This window comes from Ruegeria sp. BI7 (assembly GCF_056537925.1).
On record NZ_JBQFSK010000011.1, the window covers coordinates 92,706 to 113,964 of the forward strand.

Annotated in this window: 22 protein-coding genes; 15 read left to right on the top strand and 7 right to left on the bottom strand. The window is 57.8% G+C overall.

Going from position 1 to position 21,259, the window contains the following annotated elements:
* Window positions 1–4: 4 nt before the first annotated feature.
* Window positions 5–388, top strand: a complete 384-nt coding sequence (locus ACR0JB_RS19175; RefSeq protein ID WP_170349275.1) for a Na+/H+ antiporter subunit G — start codon at window positions 5–7, stop codon at window positions 386–388.
* A 5-nt stretch (window positions 389–393) separates the two neighbouring features.
* Window positions 394–2,553 carry a selenide, water dikinase SelD gene (gene selD / locus ACR0JB_RS19180; RefSeq protein ID WP_480790200.1) on the top strand — a complete coding sequence of 720 codons (2,160 nt, stop codon included), beginning with the start codon at window positions 394–396 and terminating at the stop codon, window positions 2,551–2,553.
* On the opposite strand, the gene mnmH is transcribed toward selD, so the two are convergent.
* Both mnmH and ACR0JB_RS19190 read right to left on the bottom strand, forming a co-directional pair.
* On the bottom strand, window positions 2,544–3,596 hold the full coding sequence (gene mnmH, locus ACR0JB_RS19185) for a tRNA 2-selenouridine(34) synthase MnmH (RefSeq protein WP_480790201.1): 1,053 nt from the start codon (window positions 3,594–3,596) through the stop codon (window positions 2,544–2,546). The genes selD and mnmH overlap by 10 nt on opposite strands.
* A 44-nt stretch (window positions 3,597–3,640) precedes the next feature.
* Complete coding sequence (locus tag ACR0JB_RS19190) at window positions 3,641–4,306, bottom strand: SOS response-associated peptidase (protein ID WP_480790202.1); 666 nt, start codon at window positions 4,304–4,306, stop codon at window positions 3,641–3,643.
* 55 nt (window positions 4,307–4,361) lie between these two features.
* On the opposite strand from ACR0JB_RS19190, the gene ACR0JB_RS19195 reads away from it, so the two are divergent.
* On the top strand, window positions 4,362–6,014 hold the full coding sequence (locus tag ACR0JB_RS19195; protein ID WP_170505383.1) for a tetratricopeptide repeat-containing sulfotransferase family protein: 1,653 nt from the start codon (window positions 4,362–4,364) through the stop codon (window positions 6,012–6,014).
* A 63-nt stretch (window positions 6,015–6,077) separates the two neighbouring features.
* On the opposite strand, the gene ACR0JB_RS19200 is transcribed toward ACR0JB_RS19195, so the two are convergent.
* The gene (locus tag ACR0JB_RS19200) at window positions 6,078–7,655 is read right to left on the bottom strand and encodes a bifunctional metallophosphatase/5'-nucleotidase (protein ID WP_480790203.1); all 1,578 of its coding nucleotides are present in this window, start codon (window positions 7,653–7,655) and stop codon (window positions 6,078–6,080) included.
* A gap of 108 nt (window positions 7,656–7,763) precedes the next feature.
* Between ACR0JB_RS19200 and ACR0JB_RS19205 the strand changes: the two genes are divergently transcribed.
* Genes ACR0JB_RS19205 through arsC form a run of 4 tightly spaced genes read left to right on the top strand, consistent with a single transcriptional unit; the run spans window position 7,764 to window position 9,923 of the window.
* Window positions 7,764–8,102 carry a DUF952 domain-containing protein gene (locus tag ACR0JB_RS19205; protein WP_170396429.1) on the top strand — a complete coding sequence of 113 codons (339 nt, stop codon included), beginning with the start codon at window positions 7,764–7,766 and terminating at the stop codon, window positions 8,100–8,102.
* Window positions 8,099–8,530, top strand: a complete 432-nt coding sequence (locus ACR0JB_RS19210) for a DUF1330 domain-containing protein (RefSeq protein WP_170396431.1) — start codon at window positions 8,099–8,101, stop codon at window positions 8,528–8,530. The genes ACR0JB_RS19205 and ACR0JB_RS19210 overlap by 4 nt, the downstream gene beginning before the upstream one ends.
* Window positions 8,527–9,585 (top strand): quinone-dependent dihydroorotate dehydrogenase, encoded by a 1,059-nt coding sequence (locus ACR0JB_RS19215; protein WP_170396433.1) that lies wholly within the window; start codon window positions 8,527–8,529, stop codon window positions 9,583–9,585. The genes ACR0JB_RS19210 and ACR0JB_RS19215 overlap by 4 nt, the downstream gene beginning before the upstream one ends.
* The gene (arsC, locus tag ACR0JB_RS19220; protein WP_170396489.1) at window positions 9,582–9,923 is read left to right on the top strand and encodes an arsenate reductase (glutaredoxin); all 342 of its coding nucleotides are present in this window, start codon (window positions 9,582–9,584) and stop codon (window positions 9,921–9,923) included. Before ACR0JB_RS19215 ends, arsC begins: the two co-directional genes overlap by 4 nt.
* Here the strand turns inward: arsC and ACR0JB_RS19225 are convergent.
* The 3 genes from ACR0JB_RS19225 to ACR0JB_RS19235 are packed head-to-tail and all read right to left on the bottom strand — an operon-like array spanning window position 9,920 to window position 12,180.
* The gene (locus ACR0JB_RS19225) at window positions 9,920–11,239 is read right to left on the bottom strand and encodes an MATE family efflux transporter (protein ID WP_170396435.1); all 1,320 of its coding nucleotides are present in this window, start codon (window positions 11,237–11,239) and stop codon (window positions 9,920–9,922) included. The genes arsC and ACR0JB_RS19225 overlap by 4 nt on opposite strands.
* A gap of 3 nt (window positions 11,240–11,242) precedes the next feature.
* Window positions 11,243–11,761, bottom strand: a complete 519-nt coding sequence (locus ACR0JB_RS19230) for a PaaI family thioesterase (RefSeq protein WP_170359260.1) — start codon at window positions 11,759–11,761, stop codon at window positions 11,243–11,245.
* A complete protein-coding gene (locus ACR0JB_RS19235; RefSeq protein ID WP_170359262.1) occupies window positions 11,761–12,180 on the bottom strand; it encodes a PaaI family thioesterase in 420 nt (139 codons plus the stop codon). Before ACR0JB_RS19235 ends, ACR0JB_RS19230 begins: the two co-directional genes overlap by 1 nt.
* Window positions 12,181–12,293: 113 nt before the next feature.
* Here ACR0JB_RS19235 and ACR0JB_RS19240 point away from each other — a divergent pair, with 113 nt between their 5' ends.
* The 8 genes from ACR0JB_RS19240 (at window position 12,294) to ACR0JB_RS19275 (ending at window position 20,269) form a co-directional block, all read left to right on the top strand.
* A complete protein-coding gene (locus ACR0JB_RS19240) occupies window positions 12,294–12,662 on the top strand; it encodes a MerR family transcriptional regulator (protein ID WP_170349296.1) in 369 nt (122 codons plus the stop codon).
* 289 nt (window positions 12,663–12,951) lie between these two features.
* Window positions 12,952–13,353 (top strand): MerR family transcriptional regulator, encoded by a 402-nt coding sequence (locus tag ACR0JB_RS19245; RefSeq protein ID WP_170349298.1) that lies wholly within the window; start codon window positions 12,952–12,954, stop codon window positions 13,351–13,353.
* Window positions 13,354–13,399: 46 nt separating this feature from the next.
* Entirely contained in the window at window positions 13,400–15,181 is a 1,782-nt protein-coding gene (locus ACR0JB_RS19250) for an acyl-CoA dehydrogenase C-terminal domain-containing protein (protein WP_170396437.1), read from the top strand.
* Window positions 15,182–15,235: 54 nt separating this feature from the next.
* Complete coding sequence (locus tag ACR0JB_RS19255) at window positions 15,236–15,448, top strand: hypothetical protein (RefSeq protein ID WP_170349301.1); 213 nt, start codon at window positions 15,236–15,238, stop codon at window positions 15,446–15,448.
* Window positions 15,449–15,725: 277 nt separating this feature from the next.
* Window positions 15,726–16,364, top strand: a complete 639-nt coding sequence (locus tag ACR0JB_RS19260; RefSeq protein WP_170349303.1) for a glutathione S-transferase family protein — start codon at window positions 15,726–15,728, stop codon at window positions 16,362–16,364.
* Between the two features lie 11 nt (window positions 16,365–16,375).
* Window positions 16,376–17,587: an acetyl-CoA C-acetyltransferase gene (locus ACR0JB_RS19265; protein ID WP_170549710.1), complete on the top strand. Its 1,212-nt coding sequence runs from the start codon at window positions 16,376–16,378 to the stop codon at window positions 17,585–17,587.
* The gene (locus ACR0JB_RS19270) at window positions 17,587–18,075 is read left to right on the top strand and encodes a cupin domain-containing protein (protein ID WP_480647185.1); all 489 of its coding nucleotides are present in this window, start codon (window positions 17,587–17,589) and stop codon (window positions 18,073–18,075) included. Before ACR0JB_RS19265 ends, ACR0JB_RS19270 begins: the two co-directional genes overlap by 1 nt.
* The gene (locus ACR0JB_RS19275; protein ID WP_480790204.1) at window positions 18,068–20,269 is read left to right on the top strand and encodes a 3-hydroxyacyl-CoA dehydrogenase NAD-binding domain-containing protein; all 2,202 of its coding nucleotides are present in this window, start codon (window positions 18,068–18,070) and stop codon (window positions 20,267–20,269) included. Before ACR0JB_RS19270 ends, ACR0JB_RS19275 begins: the two co-directional genes overlap by 8 nt.
* A 66-nt stretch (window positions 20,270–20,335) precedes the next feature.
* Here ACR0JB_RS19275 and ACR0JB_RS19280 read toward each other — a convergent pair whose 3' ends face one another.
* Entirely contained in the window at window positions 20,336–21,118 is a 783-nt protein-coding gene (locus tag ACR0JB_RS19280) for a Hint domain-containing protein (protein WP_367647914.1), read from the bottom strand.
* Window positions 21,119–21,259: the final 141 nt, after the last annotated feature.

Consider the following 21,259-nt stretch of genomic DNA (forward strand, 5'->3'; position numbering starts at 1 on the left):
CCCAATGTTCATAATCGAGTTTCTAGTCGCCTTCTTTCTGATCGTATCCGGCATATTCGGTTTTGTCGGCTCGTATGGGATGATAAAGTTGAAGGACCCGATGTCGCGTCTTCATGCCCCAACCAAAGCGACGACGTTAGGTGTGGGTGGTGTGCTGCTGGCGTCGATCTTTCATTCGGCAGTAATCGAGCAGCATATTTCCCTGCACGAGCTGCTGATCACCCTTTTCCTGTTCCTGACTGCGCCGATCACGGCCCTGTTCATTGCCAAATGGCATATTCATCGCCATGAAAAGCCCGATGATCTGCCAGATGCGGGTGAGGATGAGCTTTGGGCCACTCACGCGGTTGAGCAGGTCGAAGACGTACCAGACCACACAAAGACCTGAATTCCATGCATCACCCTCCGCTGCCCCTGACCCGTGATCTGGTTCTGATAGGCGGCGGGCATACCCACGCGCTTGTACTGCGGAAATGGGGCATGAACCCTTTGCCCGGTGCGCGGGTGACGGTGATCAACCCCGGTGCCAATGCCCCCTATTCCGGTATGCTACCAGGCTTCGTCGCCGGACATTACCAGCGTTGGGAGCTGGACATTGATTTGGTGCGCCTTGCCCGATTTGCCGGTGCGCGCGTGATCCTGGGCCCGGTTGATGGTATCGACATCGACCGGCGTCAGATACACGTGCCTGGCCGACCACCCGTGGCCTTCGATGTGGCGTCGGTCAATGTGGGGATCACCTCGGACATGCCGGCCCTGCCCGGATTTGCTGACCATGCAGTTCCCGCCAAGCCGCTGGGACCGTTTGCCTCCAGGTGGGCGGAGTATCTGGACGGCAGCGGCCCCGCCTCAGTCGCCGTGATCGGCGGTGGGGTCGCGGGGGTAGAACTGGTTATGGCCATGGCTCATGCCCTTCGCGCCAAAACCCGCACGGCGCAGGTGACACTGATCGACAATGCCCGGGCCCTGGCAGCGACGGGGACCAAGGCGGGCGCGACCATTCGTAAGGCGATGGCCGATCTGGGGATTGAGCTGATCGAGCATGCCGCGATTTCACGCATCGAACAGGATCATGTTCTGCTAGAGGATGGCCGCAAGGTTCCCGCCGAATTTATAACCGGGGCTGCCGGTGCCCGCCCCTATGATTGGATCACCCAGACGGGCCTTGATCTGCATGACGGCTACATCCGCGTGGACGCCCATCTGCAATCCAGCGATCCGGCGATCTTTGCCGCCGGAGATTGCGCCCATCTTGCCGATAACCCTCGTCCAAAGGCCGGTGTCTATGCGGTCCGAGAGGCTCCGGTCCTGTTCAACAATCTGCGGGTCGCTCTGGGGGCCGGGAAGATGCGGCGATATCAGCCGCAGAAAGACTACCTAAAACTGATCTCTTTGGGTGGTAAATCGGCACTGGCCGAACGTCTTGGAACCTCGTTCAGCGGGCCAGTGATGTGGCGATGGAAGAACCATATCGACCAGAGCTTCATGAATAAATTCCGCAACCTGCCCCAGATGGCACGCCCCGCCCTACCGCGCCACCATGCAGCGGGCATGCAAGAAGCCCAGGGGGAAAAACCCATGTGCGGCGGCTGTGGGGCCAAGGTTGGACGCGGCGCATTGCAAACAGTTCTGAGTGGCCTGCCAAAGCCGAACCGCGACGACATCACCCCCTTGCCCGGGGACGACGCCGCCCTGCTGACAACCGGCGGAGCGCGGCAAGTGATGACCTCGGACCACCTGCGCGGCTTCACGAATGACCCAGTGCTAATGACGCGCATCGCCGCTGTTCACGCACTGGGGGATATCTGGGCCATGGGGGCCAACCCACAGGCGGCGACGGCAACGATCATCCTGCCGCGCATGTCCCCGCAATTGCAGCACCGCACCTTGTCCGAGATCATGATGACGGCCACCGAGGTCATCCGCGAAGCCGGGGCAGAAATCGTGGGCGGTCACAGCTCACTCGGGGATGAGATGACCATCGGCTTCACTCTGACCGGACTGTGCGACAAAGACCCGATCACTTTGTCCGGAGCACGTCCTGGGGATGCATTGATCCTGACAAAACCCCTGGGCAGCGGGGTGTTGATGGCCGCTGAAATGGCGGGGCAAGCTGATGGCAGTTGGGTGGCCGATGCCTTGCGGCAAATGGTTCAGCCGCAAGGCGCGGCATCGCGCATTCTGGCCGGGGCACATGCGATGACGGATGTAACCGGATTTGGACTGGCCGGGCATCTGATAGGCATGTGCGAAGCCTCGGATTGTGGTGTAGTTTTGGATCTGGACACGATCCCTCTGATGATTGGCGCGCTGGAATTGGCCGCTCAAGGTGTCCGGTCGACAATCTTCGAGGACAACCGCGCAATCGTTCCGGGCATTCCATCCTCGGACAAGGCCGACCTGCTTTTTGACCCGCAAACTGCTGGGGGATTACTGGCCGCCGTCGCATCCGATCAGGCGCACGAATTGTGCGAACAGCTAAGGCACGCGTGCTATCCGGCGGTCATCATCGGGCATCTGACTGACACTCCGGGTTTGCGGCTTCAGAGCTGACCCAGAATTTCTTCAACCCGAGCGGCTGCGGCGTTCAGGCCCGCATCGTCCAGCGCCGCCACGTCGATTTGCGCGATAATCTTGACGGCGCGTGTTTTGGAGTATTTGGCATAGGCCGGGTCATAATGCTGTTCCATCAACGCCCGCGTCAGCGCCCGTTTATCCCCCGCATCGATCAGCGTTAGCCATCCATCCACCACATCGTGTCCTCGATGGAACCGTAGCGGAGACAGGCGATCGCGCAAGCGCTCGGTATCCGAGAGGATATCGTCGTAAGCCTTGACCAGATACGCGGTACGCGCCTTAAGGGAAGCGGACACCTGAATCCGCGGTGCCGTCCGCAACGCAGTCCACAAGCTTGGCGGCAGGATCAGCGACCCGATCTTGGAGGATTCAGCCTCGACAACCACCGGGCGCGCTGGGTCCAAGCCGCACAATGCGGCGGATAGAGCGGACTCGAAGGCTTTCTGGCTGGGCTGCCCGCCCGGCATTTCACCTAGCAAAGATCCCCGGTGGTTGGCTATGTCTTCGAGGTCCAGAACCTGAACGCCGCGCGCCTTCAAATACATCAGCAGGTCAGTCTTGGCTGTGCCCGTATACCCATCGAGGGCCACCAACCGGTGCGGCAATGGATCGTCATAGAGGTAGCGATTCACCAATCGGCGGTAGGCTCGGTATCCGCCATCGACCACTTCGGCCCGCCAACCGATCTGTTGCAACATCCATGTGAACGACCCTGATCTCTGTCCGCCACGCCAGCAATAGACCAATGGTTTCCAGCCGCCCTCGTGGTGCGACAGGCTGTGTTCTATGTGATTTGCCGCGTTCCGAAACACCAGCGCTGCGCCCAGCTTGCGGGCCAGAAACGGGTTTTGCTGCACGTAGATCGTACCTACCTGCGCGCGTTCTTCGTTATTAAGCACTGGCAGGTTGATGGCGCCGGGCAGATGATCCTCTGCATATTCAGCGGGGCTGCGCACGTCGATCACAGTGTCAAAATCATGCGCATACAGGCCGGGTAGATCAGAAAATTTCAAAGCCATGCCAACGGTCTATCCTGCGAACTTTGAAATGAAAAGGCGCCCAGTCACGCCGGGACAGGTTCAATCAGGTCCGGCCCGTTCGCCCGGTTCGAATTCACTGCTGGATCAACGCGGTAGAACTCCAAGACACCCTCGGCCCCGGGTTGCATCAAACGTGCCGCGCCTTTCCCCGCCTCCCCTAACCACAAAGGCCAATCGTCAGGCTCAAGGATCAGTGGCATCCGATGATGAACGGCGCTGAGGTGGCGATTTGCCGGTGTTGTTACGATGGCGCAAGTGCCCTGCTGCGTACCCTCAATGCCCCAATCCTGCCAGACCCCGGCAAATGCAATCGGTGCGCCATCTTTGCGGTGGATGTACCATGGCAGACGTGTTCCCTGTTCAGTTTTGGTCCATTCATAGAACCCTGTTGCCACGATCAGGCAGCGTCGTTCGCGGCAGGCGGCGCGAAATGCAGGCTTTTCGGCCAGAGTTTCGGCACGCGCATTGATCAGCAAAGGACCGGCGGTTTCAGTCTTGTACCAATGCGGCAGGAACCCCCAGCGCAGCGAATCCAACTGGCGTCCGCCTTCGCCAACGCGCACCACATGCACTTGATTTGTCGGGCAAACATTGAAGTTCGGTACAGCAGGCAACGTGTTTGCAGGCCGTGCTGAAAACAGCTGCGCCATTGCGTCATTTGGAAGGGTTATTGCAAACCGTCCGCACATGGGTAAAGAACCATCAATAATCGTTTCATACAGGCACAGGGTGTCACGGGGTCACATGCAAAATCAAACAGCGAATACCCTCAAAGGCAAGGCGGTGGCTGCTTTGGAAGCAGGCAAGCTGCAACAGGCGCTGAAGAAGGCACAGTTGGGTGTTAAGAAATTCCCCAAGGATTCTGATTTCCACGCCATCTCGGGCTTTGTGCTGACCGAAATGAAGCAATACAAGAAATCTATTCCGCATTTCGTCGAAGCGTCACGAATAAAGCCAGACGACCCTCAATTCGTCGAAAATCTGGCAAATGCGCTTATGCAGACCGGACAGATCCCCAGGGCGCTGGAATATACTGAACAAAAGCTGGAACAGTTCCCAAACAACAAAGAACTGAACCGCGTCCTGGATGAGATTCACCTGAAAGGCAGCAACTGGCGCCTGATCATTGAATATGCGAGCAAGAAGCTGAAAAGCGAGCCCGACAATGCGAACCTTCTGTCAAAGCGGGCCCGCGCTTTTTCACAGATCGGGTTTGTCGAAGACAACACACGCGATATCTCTCGCGCCTTTGAGCTGGAACCAGACAACGTAAACATTGCGTTCCAAAAATCCGTGAACCTGCATCAGAGTGGCGACAAGCAAGCGGCAAAGGAAATCTTGCAGCGCATTCTGGATGCTGAGCCCGAAAACATGTTCGCTCTGATGCAGATGTCTTCATCAATTACCAAGGATGACGCGCCAAAACTAATGGAGGCAGTTGAGACCGCCATCGCCAACGCGGACGAAGACCTCCATGAATTGGAATTCGCCAAGGCGCAATTAATTTCGAAAATCAACGGCTTGAGCGCCGCTATGCCGCAATATGAACGTGCCAATAGGATACAACACGACGGTAACCCCTATGATGCCGCCGAGGAAGAGAGAAAGCTTAAGCGGACCATCGAACTGTTTCCCAAAGGAGCCGATTTACCTACAGCCGGATCAAGCGAAGCGCCGGTTCCCATTTTCGTTCTGGGTCAACCCCGCTCGGGCACTACGTTGATGGAAATGATGCTAAGTTCAGCCACCGATATCTTTGGGTGTGGTGAGTTAATGCTGGCTTCTGACCTTTCGCGTGAATTCGAAATGGACGGCCAGGGATTTGACGCTGAAAAAGCTGATGAATTTGCGCAGAAATTCCGCAAGATGATGCCGCCAATCCCTGATAACTCGCTCGCCTTTGTCGACAAGTTACCGCACAACTATCAGCGTGTTGGTTTCCTGCTGGCCGCCTTCCCCAATGCAAAGATCGTCAATATGCTGCGTGATCCCCGCGATGTCGGATTGTCGAAATGGATCCGTCGGTTCCCGGCTGGTGGGATGCGTTATGCGTCGAACCTGACAGCCATTGCTCATTCGGCGAATATGTACCGCCGCTATATGGCACATTGGGATACTGTGTTCGGTAACCGCATACTGACCGTTCCTTATGAAAAATTGGTGGCCGATCCAAAAACCTATAGCCAACAGGTTGCTGCGTTCTGCGATATCGAATGGAACGAAACCATGATGCATCCCGAGAAAAACACCAAGCAGGTCAGAACGGCCAGTATCGATCAGGTCCGCAATAAGATCTCGACCAAATCCATTGGTGGATGGCAGAGCGTGTCCGAACATCTACGCCCCATGCTTGACGGGTTCGATCCCGCGCTCTGGCCCGAATACAATTTGGGCTGAGTGCGCCCGAAACACGAAAGGCCGCATCAGGGATGCGGCCTTTTTCTTTGCTATGTCGCAGAGTTACTTCTGCTTGATACGACCGTCCAGATAAGGCTGGTAGGGCGCATTTTCAGCCAAGTACTCAGCCGTGACATCTGCCAGATCCGGACCAAAGTCATAGGCATTCTTGTCGTCGCCTTCGAACATGTTGTACCCGTCGCCGCCGTTGCGGACATAATTATTGGTCACAACCAGATACGTCGCTGCCGGGTCAATTGGCGCAAAACCATCACCCTCGGCGACCATGACCTCGGACACGCGCCCTTCGTTCGGCGCAACCGCCGGATCCCAGGTGAATGTCAGACCCGCAACCTGCGGAAAGCGGCCCTTTACATCTTCGACCTGGCTTACGCCGTTCTCCAGTGCGTCGATCACCCCCTGACCACTGATCTCGAAGGTAGACAGGGTATTCTGGAATGGTAGCACCGTCAGCACCTCGCCCATGGTTACTTCGCCCGGGTCGATTGAGGCCCGCAGCCCGCCAGAGTTGGCAATCGCAATCTGTACACCCTGATCGGCCACACGCGCCAGCATGGCGTCGGCGACGAGGTTGCCCATCTCACATTCCTGCACACGACAGACAGAACGGTCCCCCTCGATGGCGTCTGCTGCATTCGCCACCACCTTGTTGCGGATTTCGTCCAGCGGCACGGCCAGTTCGGCGATACGGTCCAACGCGGACTGATCCTCGGTAACGGAGTTGTCCATGATCAACGGCTCGCCCACCGCCTCAAGCACATTGCCGTCATCGTCGAAGGTTACGTTCAACTCACCCAGAAACTTGCCATAAGCATAGGCCTGCACGATCTGGACACCGTTGACCACGGTCGGGTACGGACCCGCTGCCTTGTCGGACACGTTCGACAGGTAAGTGTTCGAATGACCGCCGACAATTACGTCCACCCCGCTGGTTTCCTGCGCTACGCGTTGATCAACACCATAGCCAGAATGGCTGAGAACGATGATTTTATTAACGCCTTCGCCGGTCAACTTGTCCACTTCGGCCTGCACTGCGGGGGCCGGATCAGAAAAGCTGATATTTGGACCAGGAGAGGCAAGATCATGCGTGTCTTCCGGTGTCAGGCCAATCAGGCCGATCTTTTCCCCGCCCACTTCGATGACAGTCGATTTCTTGATCTTGTCAATCAGCAACTCTTCGTCGGCAATATCCGCGTTCGACATCAAAACCGGAAATTCCACCGAGTCGATGAAGCCGCGCAGCACTTCGGGGCCATCGTCGAATTCATGGTTGCCCACGGTCATCGCGTCATACCCCAGCTTGTTCATGAACTCGGCTGCGACCTTGCCCTTGTAATAGGTATAGAACAACGAACCCTGAAACTGATCCCCACCATCGACCAGGATCGAGTTTTCGGCCCGCGCGCGCGCGTCATTCACCGCAGTAACCAACCGGGCCGAACCGCCGAAACACTTGCCTTCTGCTTGGTCTTCCTCATCACAAGCGCTGTCATACTTGTTGATCGGTTCAAAACGCGCGTGGAAATCGTTGGTATGCAGAATCGTCAATTTATAATCGGCTGCGGCCATGCCTGCGGTCAGGCCCAGAACCGCGGCGGACGCCAAAAAGCGAGTGAACATCTTCATACTCCTTGTTTTTGTTTGGCGCGATGTTGCGCCTGCAGACAACAAGAGTCAAAGGGGGAAATCCGGGTTGATTCTGCCCGTCACGCGGGGCATCACCACCTCATGCTGATTTACAAGATATTCAGGGCCGAGGAATGGACCGCACTGCAGGATCAGGGTGCCTCGGATGGCGCACCGATTGATGTGTCTGATGGATATGTCCATTTCTCGACCGCCCAACAGGCGGCTGAGACCGCAGCCAAACACTTTGCCGGTGTCGAAGATTTGACCTTGTTGGCCTGCGATGCCGATGCCATGGGCGATGATCTGAAATGGGAGGTCTCGCGCGGTGGCGCCTTGTTCCCGCATCTTTACCGGCAGATCCGCATGACAGATGTCGTCTGGTCGCGCCCCCTGCCCTTTGGCGGGCAAGCCCACCAATTCCCCGAGGGGATGGAATGAGGTCTTTTGTCGACCCTGACCGCACCCAGTTTGAAGCCTTCAAGGCGCTGGACCGTGATCATCCGATCGAGATGTTGAATCTGGTCAAGTTTCGCGACATAGCCGAATACCCGACGGGACACGAACTGGCGGATGCCGGGCTGACCGGCGCGCAGGCTTATCGAAATTACGGCGCGGAAACCGCCCCGATTATTGCGCGCCTTGGGGCGTCGATCCTGTGGCGCGGCGCGTTTCAGACCACTCTGATCGGCCCGCAGGACGAAGATTGGGATGAGGTATTTATCGCCCGCTATCCGACTGCACATGCGTTTTTGGAAATGGTGACCGACCCGGATTATCAGGCTGCGGTTATTCACAGGCAGGCGGCGGTTGCAACTTCGCGCCTGATCCGCTGCGCCCCGGCCAAAGGTGGAGAGACTTTCGGATGAAACTGACCGAGAAACTGGGGCTGGCGGTCCTGCACAAGATGGACCCTGAAGCCGCCCATGGCATGTCGATCAAGGCGTTGAAGGCCGGGCTTGCCCCGATGCCCGGGCCGGTCACATCGCCGCGGCTGAAAACTCACGTAGCTGGACTGGACCTGCCCAACCCGGTCGGTCTGGCTGCGGGGTTTGACAAGAATGGAGAGGTTTTGACCCCCCTCTCACGCACAGGCTTTGGCTTTATCGAAGTGGGCGCTGTTACACCACGCCCGCAGCCCGGCAACCCCAAACCTCGCTTGTTCCGCCTGACTGAGGATAAGGCCGCCATCAACCGCTTTGGCTTCAACAACGAAGGCATGGAGGTCATGGCGCGCCGTCTGGCCGACCGCCCCAAAAACGCGATCATCGGGCTGAACCTGGGTGCGAACAAGGACAGTGACGACCGCCCCGGAGACTTTGCCAAGGTGTTGGCCCATTGCGCCGAGCATCTGGATTTCGCCACGGTCAATGTCTCATCCCCCAACACCGAGAAACTGCGGGACCTGCAGGGCAAGGCCGCGCTTGGCGCATTGCTGGGCGGCGTGATCGAAACCCGCAACGGCCTGTCCCGGCCTTTACCCATTTTCCTGAAAATTGCCCCTGACCTGACCGAGGCCGAATTGCAGGACATCGCAGATGTGGCGAAGGAAACAGGCGTTGACGCGGTGATCGCAACCAACACTACACTGTCCCGCGATGGGCTGCGCAGTGGGCATAAGGGTCAAACCGGCGGCCTGTCCGGCGCGCCTCTGTTCGATAAATCGACCCGCGTTCTGGCACAGCTGAGCCAGCTGACCGAGGGCAAAATCCCGCTGATTGGCGTGGGCGGTATCAGCAGCGCGGAACAAGCGTATGCCAAGATTTGCGCCGGTGCATCCGCCGTGCAGCTTTATACCGCGTTGGTGTATGGCGGCATTTCTCTGGCCGCAGATATCGCGCAAGGTCTCGATAAATTGCTGGAACGAGATGGATTCAACAACGTCGCGCAAGCAGTTGGAAGTAAACGAAAGGATTGGCTTTGATTTCATATTGGCACAACCCGCGCTGTTCGAAATCCCGCGCCGGTCTGGCTCTGCTGGAAGAGAATGGCGCGCAGGTCGAGGTTCGGAAATACCTGGAAAACGCACCCTCGACCGATGAGCTGCGCACGGTGCTGGGCAAACTCGGCATCAACGCCATAGACATGATGCGCACGGGTGAGAAACAGTTCAAAGAACTGGGTCTGACCAAGACCTCACCTGCTGACGAGTTGATCACCGCAATGGCCGAGAACCCCATCTTGATCGAGCGCCCTCTGGCAATCGCAGGTGACAAGGCTGCCATCGGGCGCCCGCCCGAGAACCTGTTGACGTTGATCTAGGCCACCTGTGCCTCCAGCCTGGGATAACGCCAACCCATGGTGACGCCGCGCGCGATGTTCAGAACCATCAGCGCGGCCCACAAGCCGTGGTTACCAAAGGCCGGCACCAGTAGGAACAGGGCCGCCACATAGATCGCAACTGATTGAACCATCGCGTTGCGCATCGCACGCGTCCAGGTGGCCCCAATATAGATGCCGTCGAACATCCAGCTTGCCACCCCGATTGCCGGGGCCAGCGCGGCCCAGATCAGATAGTCTCGCGCCGCCGCGCGCACCTCGGCCGAGGTTGACATCAGATCGATCAGCGCAGGCCCAGCCAAATAGAACACAACCCCCAGCAGGAACGCCCCACCTACGCCCCATTGGGACGCCATGATTGACGCCCGCCGGACCTGAGACCGGTTCCGCGCGCCCACGGCACTGCCGACCAGAGCCTCGGCGGAAAAGGCGAAGCCGTCCAAGGCAAATGCGGTGATCTCAAGAAATTGCAGCAAGACCTGATTAGCAGCTAGGTTAACGTCTCCCAGATCGGACCCAACGAACAGAAATGTCGTGAACGCGCCCGTCAGCAGAACAGATCGGATCATGATGTCAGCATTAACCTGCATCATCCGGCGCAATCGCGCTGCGTCGAAAATACGTGGCCAGTCGCGCCATTGATTCCCTGTGAACGCTTCGCGGCACAGATACAGGCCCAGCGCCAGCCCGGTCCATTCCGCGATCAGGGTAGCAATGGCCACACCTTCGACGCCCCAGCCCAACCCAAGCACGAACCACAAGTCCAGCAAGATGTTCAACCCGTTCATCCAAACCTGCAGGAGGAACACGCCCCGTGTCTGCTCTATTGCGATCAGCCAACCCGTAACGGCAAAAAGCGCGATGGTTGCCGGGGCACCCCAAATGCGGATTTGCAGGTAATCCTGCGTCAGCGCCTCAACCTCGGGGCTGGCGGGTGACAGGGCAAACGCCCCCCAGAACAGCCCGACTTGTGTGAGAATAAAGAACAGCCCCGCCGCGCCGCCCAACAGCAGCCCGCGCATCAATAGTGCACCGGTTTCCGCCGCATCCCCTGCCCCGCGCGCCTGCGCCGCCAGACCGGTCGTGCCCATGCGCAGAAAGCCAAAGATCCAATAGATCGCGGACAGGATAACCGCGCCCATACCGACGGCCCCGATGGGCGCAGCCAACCCCATCTGACCGACTACACCGGTATCCACAGCGCCAAGTATCGGAACCGTGGCATTCGACAGCACAATCGGAACGGCGATTTTCAACACCCGCGTATGTGTCAGGGGTGCCGAGGCGTGCTGCGTCACGGGTTACTCTCTTTCCGCTTTCGGCTGCGGCATCAGGAAATGCCCCGTGGCCTGCGCGATGGGTCGTGCGTGATTGTCCTGCCAGGCCTCGACCCGGACCGAGGCATATCGCCTGCCGGACCGGCTGACAAAGGCGCGCGCATAAGCATCCCGCGGCAAGCCAGAGCGTAAGTAATCAACCGTGAAATCAACGGTTTTTGGAAATCTCACCGCATCGGCTTTGAACAAATCTTCGGCGTCGATCTCACCGCTTTCGATGCGGGGAAAGAAGTGTTCCCAACTCAGCGTGATGACGGCCGTCACCTCAAGAAATGCGGCTGTAACCCCGCCATGCAGCGCGGGCAGCAATGGATTTCCGATCAGCTTGTCGTCAAAGTTCAGCACCCCAGTCAGCTCATCGCCGCGTCGGTCGAAGGTGATATTGAGAAAGCGGATGTAAGGAACTCCGTCGACAATCGCCTTCAGGGCCGCGTCGCGACGTTGCTTGACCACCTGCATGGGTTCGGGTCGGGGACGCGCCATTACAATCCCTCCACCGTAAAGGCGCCTGCCGCTGTTGCGACCGGGCGTTCTTGATCGTCGTCCATCGCGGTCGCCCGAACAAAAGCAACATTGCGCGTAATGTGATAGCAGGTCGCACGCGCCGTAATGCTCTGCCCCGGCGTCGCCGCGCGCATATAGTCAATTCTCAGGTCAATTGTGGCCGTCCCGCCCGGAGCGGACGGATGGGACATAACGGCCGCCCCACAGCATGTGTCCAGGGCGGCAAACACAGCGCCGCCATGGATAACGCCAGTTCTGGGGTCTCCGATCAGATCCGCATTATACGGCATTGAAATTTCAGCCTCGCCATCGCTGATGGTCGTCAATTTCAGACCAAGTGCGTTGGCATGCGGAATCGCCTCAATGAACTGGCGGGCAATCTCTACTTTGTCGACCATGTATGCGTGTCCTTTGGATTCCGTCCTTTATGAGCCTGCGCTTTGCAAAAGAGCAAGACCGCCTGTTGCGCTTGCCGCCACGACGCCCTAGTTTGCTGCTGAGGAGACAACAAATGACTGACAACCGTTTGTCATTAAACGAGATGTGCGAAGAGTTCGACGTAACCAAGCGCACTTTGCGTTATTACGAATATATCGAACTGCTGCAGCCCGAACGCGAAGGCCGCTCGCGTTATTATGGGCCGCGGGAATGCGCGCGGATGAAACTGATCATGCGTGGGCGCCTGTTTGGATTCTCGCTGGAAGAGATTCGCCAGTGGCTGCTGATCTATGAAGATCAGGGGGATCAGGCGCAAATGGCCGAGTTTATAAAACTGGCCGACCGGCAGATGCCTGAACTGCAAAAACAGCGTCAGCAACTGGACGAGGCGATGGAAGAACTCCAACGCCTGCGCGACCAGACCGCTAAATCTCTGGGTTGATCTTCGACAGGATCAACTGGCCATTTTTAACCTTTAGAACATTTTGCGAGCGCAGCGCTGCGTCAGAATTACTGTCTGACCGTTAGGCGTCAGCCCCCGCCCCACAGCTAAATTCCGTTACGTAACGTTTTCAATTGGGCGTTATCCGTACCTTGACGCGAGAGGATGCTACGTCAACTTTCATAGTGACGTAGCGTTTGCATTACGTGAACGTCATCTACGTGTTGTAACGTGCGCATCAACTGCGCAACTGACTTTGATAGACGCCAGTGACAAGAGTGCTGAAACCATGACCGAAGATCTGATGACCATCCGTGAAATGTGCGAGACATATGATGTCACGCCGCGCACTTTGCGATTTTACGAGGCCAAGGAACTTTTGTTTCCGATCCGCGAGGGCCAGAAACGTCTGTTCACCAAACGTGACCGGGCGCGCCTGAAACTGATCCTGCGCGGCAAGCGCTTTGGCTTTAGCCTGGAAGAGATCCGGCAGCTACTGGACCTGTACCATGTGGGCGACCAGCAAATGACCCAGATGACCCGTACGTTTGAAATCGCACGGGAACGTCTGGCAGATATGGAAGCCCGCCGCGAAGAGCTGACGCAAGCCATTGACGATCTGAAAGAACAGCTGCGCTGGGGCGAAAAAGTCATCGCCTCGATGAAGAACGAGAACAAAGCCGCCGAATAACCATGGCGGCTCAATCCCCGGACATCTGAATTTAAGGGAGCTTCAAATGCCCGTCTATAACGCGCCTACAAAAGACACTCAGTTCATTCTGCACGATGTTCTGAAAATCTCAGACTCGGATATTCCGGGGTACAGTGAACTGGAATCCGAATTTACCGGTGCCGTTCTGGAAGAGGCCGGCAAGGTCGCGGCCAATGTTTTACATCCCCTGAATGTGGTGGGTGACACCGAAGGGTGCCGGTTGGAAAATGGCATCGTGTACACGCCCACAGGCTTCAAGGACGCGTTCGAGCAGATGAAAGAAGGCGGCTGGACCGGCCTCGACATGCCCGAAGAGTATGGCGGTCAGAACATGCCCTACGTCATCGGCACGGCTGTGGGCGAGATGTTCTCGGGCGCGAACCAGGCCTTTACGATGTATCAGGGCCTGACCCATGGCGCGGCCTCGGCCATTCTGGCGCATGGTTCGGACGAGCAGAAGAACAAGTACCTGCCCAACATGGTCAGCTGCGAATGGACCGGCACCATGAACCTGACCGAACCGCATTGCGGCACCGATCTGGGCCTGATGCGTACCAAAGCGGAACCGCAGAGTGACGGCAGCTATAAGATTTCCGGCCAGAAAATCTTTATTTCGGCCGGCGATCACGACATGGCCGACAACATCATCCATCTGGTGCTGGCCAAGATTCCCGGCGGTCCCGAGGGTATCAAGGGCGTGTCGCTGTTCATCGTGCCCAAGTTCATCGTGAACGAAGACGGGTCACTGGGTGAGCGCAACGGCGTCTCGGTCGGCAAGATCGAAGAGAAGATGGGCATCCACGGCAACTCGACCTGCGTCATGAACTATGACGAGGCCACCGGCTGGTTGCTGGGCGAAGAACACAAGGGCATGCGCGCCATGTTCACCATGATGAACGAGGCGCGTTTGGGTGTCGGCATGCAGGGTCTGTCTCAGGCCGAGGCTGCGTTCCAGAACGCCTTGGAATACGCCAAGGACCGCTTGCAGGGTCGCGATGTGACTGGGGTGAAGAACCCGGACGGTCCCGCCGATCCGTTGATCGTTCATCCCGATATTCGCCGCAATCTGATGGATCAGAAAAGCTTCACCGAAGGGGCCCGCGCTTTCATCCTGTGGGGCGCGACGATGATCGACAAGGCGCACCGGTCGGATGACAAGGACGCGGACGGTCTGATCTCGCTGCTGACGCCGGTTATCAAGGGCTTTTTGACGGATGAAGGCTACGACATGACCGTTCAGGCGCAGCAGGTCTATGGCGGCCACGGATACATCGAAGAATGGGGCATGTCGCAATACACCCGCGACGCCCGCATCGCGATGATCTACGAAGGTGCCAATGGCGTTCAGGCGCTGGACCTCGTAGGCCGCAAGCTGGCACAGGATAGCGGCAAGCACGTCATGGCGTTTTTCGAGATGGTGAAAACCTTCTGCAAGGAAAACGGCGGCAAGGATGAGGCTTATGATAAGGCGTTCATCGAACCGCTGAAGGCCGCGTCCAAGGATCTGCAAGCGGCTGGCATGTATTTCATGCAGGAAGGGATGAAAAACCCCAACAATGCTCTGTCCGGTTCGTACGACTTCATGCACATGTTCGGCCATGTCTGCCTGGGCCTGATGTGGGCGCAGATGGCCAAAGCGGCGCAGGACGCGCTGGATGGTGGCGCGTCGGACAAAGAGTTCTACGAGACCAAGCTTAACACCGGTCGTTTTTACATGGCGCGCCGCCTGCCCGCCACGGGCATGCATCTGGCGCGCATCCAGACCGGCGCGGAAACGGTCATGGCGCTGGAGGCCGCTAACTTCTGAACACAACCCGGCCTTGGAGTCCTACCCCGAGGCCGGACTTTCGAAAGAGAGACAATGCCGAAACGTTTTCGCCTGACCCGCCGCTTTCCGGTCGCAATGACCGAGGACAGCTATCGCAAACTGCGCGGCTTTGCGCGCGAGGCCGGGTTGGACGAAGGGGAGGCGCTATCCTTTCTGTTCGAGAATTTCAACAGCGTTATCAATGAGGACAAGCTGACCCGAAGGCTGCGCGAATTCAATTCTGAGCTTGAGGCGCGCAAGCGATGATCAAGGCGCAACAGATATTTGCTCGCGCTCAACTCAAGGCTGGGCGCCTCCGGCGGGAGTATTTTTGAAAAGATGAAAATGTGATGCGTCCCTGCCACCGGGCGCACTCACCATCAGGACAGGGACGACTTCACCTTTTACGGTCATCGGCTCTCCAGCCTGTACCGCTCGGCCATATCAAAGGAACAAGGTTGGTAAATAGTGAACGCGAAGTCTTCATCTTTTCAAAAATACTCGAATCCGACCTGACCACGCACACCACGGGAGGGGTGATCGCATGACTATCAAACTGCACTGTTTCGGCGAAAGCGGAAATTCCTACAAGGCCGCGCTGGCGCTTGAGATGTCGGGATTGGACTGGGAGCCTGTCTTTGTCGATTTCTTCAACGGCCAGACCCGCACATCCGAATACCGTGCCGACGTCAACGAGATGGGCGAAGCACCCGTTCTGATCGATGGCGATTTCCGCACTACGCAATCCGGTGCCATTCAGGCCTATGTGACCGAGAAGTCTGGCAAGTTCGGCGGCAAGGATCGCGACGAGAATTACGAGATTTTCCGTTGGGTTCTGTGGGACAATCACAAGCTCAGTTCGATGGCCGGGCTGACCCGCTTTCTGATCAACTTCTTGCCTGAACAGCACCGCAACCCGGATGTCATCGCCTTTAACCAAGGGCGGTTGAAAGCGGCCTATCAAATCCTGAACGACCATTTGGACGGCCGTGACTGGATCGTCGGTGATGGCGTGACCAACGCCGATATCAGCTGTTGCGGCTATCTCTATTACCCCGAACCATTCGGCTTTGACCGCGCCGACTGGCCCCATATCGATGCCTGGCTGACGCGCCTTAGCGAGCAGCCCGGTTGGAAACACCCCTATGACCTGATGCCCGGCAACCCGTCGGATCGAGCTTAAGGAGAAGACCCATGACCGAAGCTTATATCTATGATGCCCTGCGCACCCCGCGCGGCAAGGGCCGCAAGGATGGCAGCCTGCACGAGGTTACCTCGGTGCGCCTGTCCGCCCTGACCCTGAACGCGATGAAAGAGCGTAACAACCTGGAAGGTCACGCCGTCGAGGACGTGATCTGGGGCAACGTCACGCAGGTGATGGAACAGGGCGGCTGTTTAGCGCGATCCGCCGTGCTGGCCTCCGATCTGGATCAATCGATTCCCGGCTTGGCGATCAACCGTTTCTGTGCCTCGGGGATGGAAGCCGTAAATTTGGCGGCAAACCAGGTCAAAGGCGGCGCCGGCCAAGCCTATATCGCAGGCGGCGTAGAAATGATGGGCCGTGTGGCAATGGGCAGCGATGGTGCCGCGATTGCCGTTGATCCAACGTTGGCGATGGATACCTATTTTGTGCCGCAAGGCATATCGGCCGATATTATCGCAACTGAATATGGGTTCAGCCGCGACGATGCCGATGCGCTGGCCGTTGAATCGCAGAAACGCGCTGCGGCCGCTTGGGAAGACAATCGGTTCGAGAAATCGGTTATCACGATCAAGGATCAGAACGGCCTGACCATTCTGGACCGCGATGAATACATGCGCCCCGGCACGGACATGCAAAGCCTTGGCGCGCTGAACCCCTCGTTCGCGATGATGGGTGAGCAGATGCCGGGCTTCGACAAGGTCGCGATGATCAAATACCCGCATCTTGAGCGGATCAATCATATCCACCACGCGGGCAACAGCTCGGGCATCGTGGATGGTGCTGCCGCCGTACTGATCGGCAACAAGGAGTTTGGTGAGAAATACGGCCTCAAGCCGCGTGCCCGCATTAAGGCAACTGCCAAGATCGGTACCGATCCGACCATCATGCTGACCGGCCCGGTTCCGGTGACCGAGAAGATTTTGGCCGACAATGGCATGCAGATTAGCGATCTGGACCTGTTCGAAGTGAACGAAGCCTTCGCTTCGGTCGTGTTGAGGTTCCAGCAGGCATTTGACGTTGACCCTGCTCTGGTTAATCCAAACGGCGGCTCAATCGCGATGGGTCACCCGCTGGGCGCGACCGGTGCAATGATCATCGGCACGTTGCTGGATGAGTTGGAGCGTCAGGACAAAGAAACCGGTCTGGCCACGCTCTGCATTGCATCCGGCATGGGTGCGGCAACCATTATCGAGCGGGTCTAATGCCCAAGCTGGACCTCTCACAGATCCCGTTCAAGGGGGGCTCGTCTTATCCCGGCAAACTGGCGCAGGCGACCGCCGGTCGTTTTGTGCAGCGTGTGGGCGATGCGGGCGGGCTGACCCAATACGGCGTTAACATAGTGCGGCTGGAACCGCAGGGCATGTCCTCACTGCGCCATTACCATATGGAGCAGGACGAGTTTGCCATCATCCTCAGTGGCAGTTGCACACTGATCGACGACGATGGCGAGCATGACTTGCAGCCAGGCGATTGCGCCGCTTGGCCTGCAGGTGAGGCCAATGGCCACCACCTTGTGAACAAAACCGATGCGCCCATGACCTTTCTGGTCGTGGGCACACGGACCCCGACCGAGACCGGCTATTACAGCGACATAGACATGATGGTGAAGGATGACGAGAACGGATTCGCCTTCACCCGCAAGGATGGCAGCCCGCTGACGGCTGACCAGATTGGAGATGACAATGACTGATTTCACTCTGAGCAAAGACGCGGACGGCGTCGCCTTTGTTACCTGGGATGCCCAGGGCAAATCCATGAACGTGCTGACGCGCGAGGCCTTTCAGGAGGTCAGCCAACTGATCGATCAGGCCCTGAACGATGACGAGATCAAAGGTATCGTCATCACCTCGGGCAAAGAAGGCTCATTCGCGGGCGGTATGGACCTGAACACGCTGGCCACCATCCGTCAGGAAGCGGGCGAGGAACCAGCGCAAGCGTTGTTCGACTTCGTCATGGGCGGCCACCACATCCTGCGCAAGATGGAATTGGCGGGCATGGACCCCAAGACCAAGAAGGGCGGCAAGCCGATCGCCTGTGCCATCAACGGCACCTGCGCCGGTATCGGGACCGAGATCGCGCTGGCCTGTCACCACCGCGTCATGACCTCGAACCCCAAGGCCAAGATTGGTCTGCCGGAAATCATGCTTGGCATCTTCCCCGGTGGCGGCGGCACCATGCGTTTCAGCCGTATGGTTGGCGCGATGGCAGCGGCCCCGGTCCTGCTGGAAGGCAAGATGATGGACCCGGCCAAGGCCAAAGGCGCGCAGCTGATCGACGCTGTGTCGGACGACCCGGTTGCTGCGGCGAAAGAGTGGGTTCTGAACGCCAAGGACGCCGATCTGGTCAAGCCTTGGGATGCCAAGGGCTACAAAATGCCCGGTGGTGCGCCCTATCACCCTGCCGGGTTCATGACATTCGTCGGTGCCAACGCCATGGTGAACGGCAAGACTCAGGGTGCTTTCCCGGCAGCCAAAGCATTGCTGAGTTCGATCTACGAAGGTGCACTGGTCGATTTCGACACCGCCCTGCGGATCGAGGCGCGGTGGTTCACTTCGATCCTGATGAACCCGTCATCGTCGGCAATGATCCGGTCGCTGTTCCTGAACAAAGAGGCACTGGAGAAAGGCGCGGTGCGTCCCAAGGATGTGCCCGATCAGCGCGTGAATAAGGTCGGTGTTCTGGGCGCTGGTATGATGGGGGCTGGTATCGCACTGGTCAGCGCTCAAGCAGGTATGGAAGTGGTTCTGGTCGACCGCGATCAGGAAGCTGCTGAAAAGGGCAAGGCCTATACGGAGGGCTATCTGGACAAGGGTATGAAGCGCGGCAAGGTCACGGCTGAAAAGAAAGAGGCCATGCTGGATCGCATCACCGCGACCCCGGATCTTGATCACCTGAAGGGCTGCGATCTTATCATCGAAGCTGTCTTCGAAGACCCGGGCGTGAAGGCCGAGATGACCCAGAAGGTCGAGGCGATCATCCCCGAGGATTGTATCTTTGCCTCGAACACCTCGACTCTGCCGATCACCGATCTGGCCAAAGCATCCTCGCGGCCTGAACAGTTCATCGGTATCCACTTCTTCTCACCGGTCGAGAAGATGTTCCTGGTCGAAATCATCAAGGGCAAGGAAACCGGGGATCGCGCGGTGGCCAAGGCGCTGGATTATGTACGTCAGATCAAGAAGACGCCGATCGTGGTCAATGATGCGCGCTTCTTCTATGCCAACCGGTGCATCATTCCTTACATCAACGAAGGGGTTCGGATGATCGCTGAGGGTGTAAACCCTGTGCTGATCGACAATGCCGCACGTCAGTTGGGCTTCCCGGTGGGGCCAATCCAGCTGACCGATGAGACCTCGATCGATCTGGGGGCCAAGATTGCCCGCGCGACCAAGGCGGCGATGGGCGATGCCTACCCGGAAAGCCCCTCGGACGATCTGATCTTCTGGATGGAAGAACAGGGTCGTCTGGGTCGCAAGGCAAATGCGGGCTTCTTCGACTATGACGACAAGGGAAAGCGCGTCGAATACTGGAAAGGCCTGCAAGAGAAATATCCCCATGCGGAAGACCAGCCTGACCTGATCGAAGTGCAGGAACGTCTGATGTTCGCACAGGTTCTGGAAGCGGTCCGCGCGCTGGAAGAAGGTGTTCTGGAAGACATTCGCGAAGGTGACGTGGGCGCGATCCTTGGTTGGGGCTTTGCGCCTTGGTCGGGTGGTCCGCTCAGCTGGTTGGACATCATCGGCACGCCGTACGCGGCCGAGCGCTGTGATCAGTTGGCCCAGGCCTATGGCGAACGTTTCGCCTGCCCACCGCTGCTGCGTGAGATGGCTGAGAAAGGCCAATCCTTCTACGGCCGCTTCAACCCCGAAGCAAAAGCCGCCTAAAGAAAAACGCTGGCGCATGCCCCCATGCGCCAGCGTTACTTTGCAGTCTCAGATACAGCTTCCCAGTCAGATCATCATGACGGGCCGTCCCGGGCGCCCAGGACGACGTGCGCCTCTGGCCGGTCTGGTCGGTACAATCGGGTGATCAAAGATCGGTGCAGGCAGCGAGCCCAGTGAATTGGCCAGAACGGCAATATCGCGGCGTCTTCCGGTCAGATAGATCAAATCCGCAGCGGCCTCGGCCGAGACGACCTTATATGACGCCCTACCAGGGACATTACGTGATCCAAAACGCCCCGAGGGGCAAAAGGCCCGGAAGCCGCCCTCGATATAGATCACCTCATCCTGATCGAAGAACAGGGTGCTGATATCGAAACAGGACGCAGGCACATTCGAAGTGATGCGAAACATGCCGCTCAGCAACCTTGCCGAAACAACAGGCAGGCTGACCGGCAGCGCGATCGGATCATGGTCCAGCTTGGTGTTATCCAACGCCACGCCCTGTTCCGGCATCAGCCAGACCGGCCGACCATTATAGGCCGCATGTGAAGGTATACGCACCGGCATGCTATCAGCATTGGTTTCATCGGGCGGCACCGTAATGCAATCCGTCGCAATGCGATTTATCGCCTTGAAACCATTGTCCAATGTACGAATGAGGTCGCCAACCTGAAGCTCTTCTACCAGCTTCCATCCACCTTTGGTTGCAACCTTGGTTCCATGTACCAGACCGCCCCGGCGTGCGTTCAACGCGGCCTGCGGTTCAGCGGTGCCCTGGTACTCAGAACGCTCTGCAAAATCAATGACACTCTCTACTTTCAACAAGAACCGAACCCACTCTTTACTCACTACAACTACGTTCGATGATTAACACAGGATTAAGTGGGATGACTTATTTTTGACATATTACGGCCAGATTTGGGCCATTTCGGGGTCGATAAACGACCTACACCCAAACAACACCGCGAAAATTAATAAAATTGGGCTCGA